Raw genomic sequence first — 6,000 nt, 5'->3', positions numbered from 1 at the left:
TTTGGAGGCTGGCAAGCCTTTTTATTTTTTTGCTTGTGCAGCGTTATGTATTTTTACGCTGCATTACTATGTACTTTTATTTTGCCATATACAGTTTTTTGTTCTTTGCACAGGAGCTGTTGGAGCAAGCTGGATAAAAAAACAGTTACCAACAGACAGCCGGGTTTTAATTCAAGACTTAACTGCTGGAATGTGCGGTCTTAGTATACTGGGCGGCCAGGCAAACGAGATTATGGACATCCTTGATCCCCTGTTTGAGATAGGGACATGGGAAATTGGACAGGCCAAAGAATTATTTATCAAAAATGTTCAGGTCCTTGCCGTGTATGATTCTTATGCAGGATTAAAAAGATGGGAATTTTACACATCAATGGATCAAGCATTGCCTTTATGGGATGAACTGTTCGAAGCAGGCCGCCGCCACCAGCTTATTGCTGCAGGGGACCGTGCACTTGAAAATCTTCGAATCGAATCACTGATTCCAAGAAGCTGCAAGGACTTCTGGAGTGAACATGATCCTTATGAAGCAGGACTTGAACATATGGTTGACATGACTAAATCTGCTTTTTTAGGGAAAAAAGCTTTGCTTGAACGCAAGGCACAAGGAGCAAAACTAGTATTAACACCATTACTGCTAGATGATCCATCAACAGTTGTGATGGGGCATGAACCGGTATTTGATGGGGATAAAGCAGCAGGGTTCGTGACGAGTGCCGGCTTTGACTACAGTAAAGGCAAGGGAATTATGTATGCGCTTTTATCACCCGAATCCGCAGAAAGTCATGTATTAAGTGTTGAATATTTTGGTCAACGCCTGTCGGCTAAAATGTTGACTGAAACAGCTGTGACAACCCAATAAATATAGATTAAAGCGCTAGGGAGGGTTAACATGTCAACCAATTATGATGTTATTATCATTGGTTTAGGAGCAATGGGCAGTACTTCTGCCTACCAATTAGCAAAAAGAGGTCAGAAAGTGCTTGGACTCGAGCAATTTGGTCCGGCACATGACAAAGGCTCAAGCCATGGTGGATCAAGAATCATTCGACAATCATATTTTGAGGATCCTGCCTATGTTCCATTATTGCTTCGTGCATACGAATTATGGGATGAGATTGGCCGGGAAAGCGGGGAAGAGGTGTTGACAGTTACAGGAGGATTAATGATGGGTCCTCCTGACAGTGTAACTGTGTCAGGAAGCATTAAAAGCGCGAAAAAATGGGACCTCGAATATGAGTTGCTAAATCCCGATGATATTCGCAGACGTTTCCCGTTGTTTAATCCATCTCCTAATACCATGGCGCTATACGAAGAAAAGGCAGGATTCGTAAGACCGGAGCTTAGTGTATATACACATCTTCTTCAAGCAGAAAAGCATGGTGCAGACCTTCGATTCTTTGAATCAGTTCAATCATGGGAAGCACATCCTTCGGGTGAAGGTGTACGTGTATTTACAAATAACGGGACATATGAAGCAGGGAAAATAATTATTTCAGCGGGATCATGGGCTCCGCAATTACTGGAAGACATAGGGTTAAATTTACAAGTAGAACGCCAAATTCAAATGTTCTTTGAACCAATAGGAGGGATAGAACCATTCCGCATTGGAAAACAACCGATTTATATCTTGGAAGCAGATGATTATGAACAATTATATGGTTTTCCTTCTTTTGGGATAGGTGCTGAAGGGGTAAAAGTCGCCTTCTTTCGAAAGGGTAAACCTTGTACACCAGAGACTATCGATCGAATAGTCCATGAACATGAAGTGGAAATGATGAGAGAATATCTAGCTCAAGTTCTTCCGGAATTAAACGGTCGTTTTTTACAAGGGAAAACATGTATGTATACAAACACACCTGACGAACATTTTGTTATTTCTGCACATCCGGATCACCCTCAGGTTACTATTGCGGCCGGATTTTCAGGACATGGATTTAAGTTTGCCAGCGTTGTCGGAGAGATTTTGGCTGACTTAGCGACAACTGGAAAAACAAAACATCAGATTGATTTATTCAGTCCGAAACGCTTTGTGTATAAGTAAGTTTTGTTGAATTGGACCTTTTATATTGTTCTATTTTAATTTTTCCATTAAGGAGGAGTAACAAATGGTAGACGATGTAATGTATAAGGGGAATGTCCAATCGAAAATCCAATCTACATTAAAAGGAAATTTGTATACATCACCGGAAATTTTCGATTTAGAAAAAAAGCATATATTTGGAAAATCATGGCTTTTTGTTGGCTATGAATACGATGTTGCGGAACACGGTCAGTATATCACAACGAGGGTGAATGATGAAAACGTTCTAATTATTAGAGGGAAAGACATGGTTCTTCGTGCTTTTCTAAATGTGTGCCGGCATCGCGGAGCAACACTTTGCAGTGAACCTTGTGGAAAAGCGAAAGCCTTGCGTTGTCCGTATCACTCATGGACCTATGCCCTTGATGGTTCTTTGGCTGGGGTGCCAAGTTCGATTGAATGCCGTGGAGAATTAATTGATAGTGGAAATTATGGTTTAGCATCAGTAAACCTTCAAATATGGCATGGAATGATATGGATAAATTTTTCGGAGAATCCAGAGTCAGTTGAACATCAGTTAAATAAACAAATTACTGATAGATTAGGGAACCTTACAACATTCGGCAGATATCAAATCCCTAATCTAAGGGTTGGTCATACTAAGGAGTATGATGTCAAAGCAAACTGGAAGATCATTGTAGAAAACTTCCAGGAGTGTTACCATTGTTCGTCCATTCATCCTGAATTAACCGATGCTCTTCCTGAGTTCCGTTCAGGAGTTGGAACACAAAATAGAGTGGGTGCAGGGGCATTTTTTAAAGATGGTATTGAGTATTTTTCCTTAAGTGGTAAGGGTTATCGGCAAAAGTTAAAAGGATTGCTGCCAGAAGATGATCGTATATATTACGGGATGACTATTGTCCCTCATGTATTCATTAATTTAACGCCAGATCATGTCATTACCCATCGTATTTTTCCAGTTAGTCCGGAACGGTCGATTGTTATTTGTGATTGGCTGTTTGATCCCGATGAAATGGCTAGAGATGATTTTGAACCAATGGATGCTGTTGAACTATTCCATCGCGTGAATGAGCAAGATTTCGCTGCTTGTCAATGGTGTCATGAAAACATGGGATCAAGAGCATACGAAAATGGCGGAATTTTAGTTCCACTTGAACAGCATGTTTCTAAATTTTACAATTATGTGTTAGGAGCTATTGGGTTGAAAGCCGAATAACAAATACAGGCTCTCCTTAATTAAGGCAGAGCCTGTCCCTAAATATAAAAATTTGGAACAACCGAAATATTAACTAATTTTTTATACAATAAAGAAAGGGGACATTAACTTGGCTTTTGTTATTACATCACCTTGTAAAGATGAAAAGGCGTCCGAATGTATAGAAGTTTGCCCAGTGAATTGCATAGAAGAAGGGGAGGATATGTTTTTTATCAACCCTGAGATTTGTATTGATTGTGGCGCTTGTGAAACTGTATGTCCTGCAGAGGCAATATATATGGAAGATAGTGTTCCTGAGGAAGAAAATGAGTACATTCAATTGAATCGGAAATTCTTTGAGGTCGGTAACATAACCAAATAAGAAAGGTTGATGTAAAGGTATAGACCTATACACTGTGTGGGTTGAAATGAGATTAAAGTAAACATATATTTAACTCGTCTCTGACGAGTTTCTTCCTATTATAATAGAACTACCTCTCTAGCAAAAGAGTACCAGATGGGATTTCATATTATTACCTTTGTACAGCAGAAGCATCCTGTAAGTAAACGCGCTATATTCATAACTGCGAACAGTTACATAAAGAAAACTCGCCGATTGGCGAGCCTTTGGTGAAGACAGAGGCGTAGTTGCACTTATGTGCGTCAGAAAGTTATACTTTCTGATTAACGAAAAAAACAACCTGAGTCCGGATAGATACCGGACTCAAGCTGCTTAATAAATATTAGGGCACAAAATTGAAAAACGTGGGTAACTTGAACAGAACTTCTTCCCTTATTCAAGATTCGCATGTCGGCCAAACATTGTCCCGGAGTCTAATTCATTTTTATCCATCAGTCTTAATGTTACCGCATCGTAAAATAATAGGAGACTCTGTTCAAACAAAGAGCCCATTGGCTGTATCGTTTTGTATTCACTGTCTGCCCCGGCTTTAGGCTTAGCAGGCAATTTAATAGCAAAATCGCTTAATCTTCCAATAGTCGAATCGGGTGAAATCGTGACAGCGGCGACGGATGCGCCTAAGCCTTTGGCTTTTTCCGCCATTGATACCAAGCTTTTCGTCTCTCCTGAACCGGAGCCAATGATTAGAATGTCATCCTTATCTATTCCGGGAGTTACGGTTTCACCGACGACAAAGGCATCTAAACCCATGTGCATCATCCGCATAACAAAGGATCTAGCCATAAATCCAGATCGGCCTGCGCCAGCTACAAAGACTTTCCTGGACTCAAGGATTCGGTCTACCAACTTCTCGGCCTCAGCTTCAGCGACGAGATCTAGTGTCCGATTTAACTCATTGATAATTTCGGCTGCGTATTGAATCGTTTTCATAATGGGGATGCTCCTTTTTAAGCAAAACTCTCTTGCTTAATTAATTCTTCCATTTTAGCAGCCGCCGATTTTTTATCATCCGCTCCGGTAATACCGCCGCCGACAATGACAAGATCAGGTTGTGATTTAATAACTTCAGGCAGCGTGTCTAATTTAATGCCGCCAGCGATTGCTGTCTTTGCATTTTTTACGACACCTTTAATTGTCTGAAGGTCTTTAAATGAATTTTGTCCTACAGCTTGCAGGTCGTAACCGGTATGGACACAGATATAGTCTACACCCATTTCATCAAGTTCCTTAGCTCTTGTTGCGATATCTTTCACAGCAATCAAATCAACTAGGATTTTTTTGCCTTGTTTTTTGGCCTCATCAACAGCACCTTTGATTGATTCATCTTCAGCTGCTGCCAATATTGTAATGATATCGGCGCCTGCTTCGGAGGCCTTTAAGACTTCATAAGCTGCAGCGTCCATTGTCTTTAAATCAGCTAATACTTTCAATTGAGGAAATGCCTCTTTGATTTCCTTTACGGCTCTAAGACCTTCAATTTTAACAACTGGTGTCCCAATTTCGACGATATCAATATGGTCCTTAACTTCATTCACCAGTTCTTTTGCTTCCTGAATGTTGACAAGATCCAACGCTAATTGTAATTCCATGAATGATCACTCCTCGAAATATTTGTATTTTATGAATCTTCTATGATGTAACCCCATTCTAATCTCTAATTTTCAAAATGAGAAGTACGCACTTTAAATTCATATAGTGTCAAAAAATATACTAATGAGTCATGATGAGGGATTGCGCTAAAAAGAAATTTCATCTTTTACAAACAAAAACCACATGGTGTAACCTTTTTAAGGCCGCACCATGTGGTTTTGTTTGAAATATTAAGATAATTATTTCACTGAATGGACTCAGTCTGGGTGTTCATAACATTCTCCATATAATCTTTACCCCATTCGTACATTGAATCGAGGATCGGCATCAGAGTTTCGCCTCTTTTGGTCAGTGAATATTCAACTTTCGGTGGAACAACGGGATAAACTTCACGATGGATAATAAGATCTTCTTCTAGTTCGCGCAGTTGACTAACGAGCATCCTTTGCGTAATTTTAGGGATTAAAGATTTTAGTTCACCAAATCGCTTAGTTCCTTCTTTGCCCAAATGCCATAGGATAAGCATTTTCCATTTTCCTCCGATGATAGAAAGTGTCAATTCCTTCTCACAGTTAAATGTCTTATTGCAAAGATGTCCCATATTATCCCTCCATGTAAAATAGTGTGCTTTTTAATACTATATAACAAAAAAGTGCGTACTTACAAATAAAAAATATAGATATTATAATGATGACTACATAGAAGGCTAAGAGCCATAAGTGATATTTCACTTGATAAATTAATTAAAAACAT

Annotated in this window: 7 protein-coding genes; 4 read left to right on the top strand and 3 right to left on the bottom strand. The window is 39.5% G+C overall.

The window, feature by feature from the left end:
• The 4 genes from EV207_RS20360 to EV207_RS20345 all read left to right on the top strand — a co-directional run.
• A partial coding sequence (locus EV207_RS20360; RefSeq protein WP_132747993.1) for a glycine cleavage T C-terminal barrel domain-containing protein occupies positions 1–859 on the top strand: 859 nt, incomplete at its 5' end.
• Positions 860–889: 30 nt separating this feature from the next.
• Positions 890–2,041 carry an N-methyl-L-tryptophan oxidase gene (solA, locus tag EV207_RS20355; protein WP_132747992.1) on the top strand — a complete coding sequence of 384 codons (1,152 nt, stop codon included), beginning with the start codon at positions 890–892 and terminating at the stop codon, positions 2,039–2,041.
• A gap of 64 nt (positions 2,042–2,105) precedes the next feature.
• Positions 2,106–3,257, top strand: coding sequence for an aromatic ring-hydroxylating oxygenase subunit alpha (locus tag EV207_RS20350; RefSeq protein ID WP_243647181.1), 1,152 nt, complete (start codon positions 2,106–2,108; stop codon positions 3,255–3,257).
• A 109-nt stretch (positions 3,258–3,366) separates the two neighbouring features.
• A complete protein-coding gene (locus tag EV207_RS20345; protein ID WP_132747991.1) occupies positions 3,367–3,618 on the top strand; it encodes an indolepyruvate ferredoxin oxidoreductase subunit alpha in 252 nt (83 codons plus the stop codon).
• Between the two features lie 411 nt (positions 3,619–4,029).
• Here the strand turns inward: EV207_RS20345 and hxlB are convergent, their stop codons facing one another.
• The 3 genes from hxlB to hxlR form a co-directional block, all read right to left on the bottom strand.
• Entirely contained in the window at positions 4,030–4,587 is a 558-nt protein-coding gene (gene hxlB, locus EV207_RS20340; RefSeq protein WP_132747990.1) for a 6-phospho-3-hexuloisomerase, read from the bottom strand.
• Positions 4,588–4,604: 17 nt separating this feature from the next.
• On the bottom strand, positions 4,605–5,246 hold the full coding sequence (gene hxlA / locus EV207_RS20335; RefSeq protein WP_132747989.1) for a 3-hexulose-6-phosphate synthase: 642 nt from the start codon (positions 5,244–5,246) through the stop codon (positions 4,605–4,607).
• Between the two features lie 245 nt (positions 5,247–5,491).
• On the bottom strand, positions 5,492–5,848 hold the full coding sequence (hxlR, locus tag EV207_RS20330) for a transcriptional activator HxlR (protein ID WP_132747988.1): 357 nt from the start codon (positions 5,846–5,848) through the stop codon (positions 5,492–5,494).
• Positions 5,849–6,000 lie beyond the last annotated feature (152 nt).

The organism is Scopulibacillus darangshiensis, assembly GCF_004341035.1.
Lineage (GTDB): Bacteria > Bacillota > Bacilli > Bacillales > Sporolactobacillaceae > Scopulibacillus > Scopulibacillus darangshiensis.
This window is presented reverse-complemented; position numbering and strand designations above follow the sequence as displayed.

Excerpts from the sequence above, each read along its gene's own strand:
- solA (WP_132747992.1), top strand. The coding sequence starts at position 890 with ATGTCAACCAATTATGATGTTATTATCATTGGTTTAGGAGCAATGGGC.
- EV207_RS20350 (WP_243647181.1), top strand. The coding sequence starts at position 2,106 with ATGGTAGACGATGTAATGTATAAGGGGAATGTCCAATCGAAAATCCAA.
- hxlB (WP_132747990.1), bottom strand. The coding sequence starts at position 4,587 with ATGAAAACGATTCAATACGCAGCCGAAATTATCAATGAGTTAAATCGG.
- hxlA (WP_132747989.1), bottom strand. The coding sequence starts at position 5,246 with ATGGAATTACAATTAGCGTTGGATCTTGTCAACATTCAGGAAGCAAAA.
- hxlR (WP_132747988.1), bottom strand. The coding sequence starts at position 5,848 with ATGGGACATCTTTGCAATAAGACATTTAACTGTGAGAAGGAATTGACA.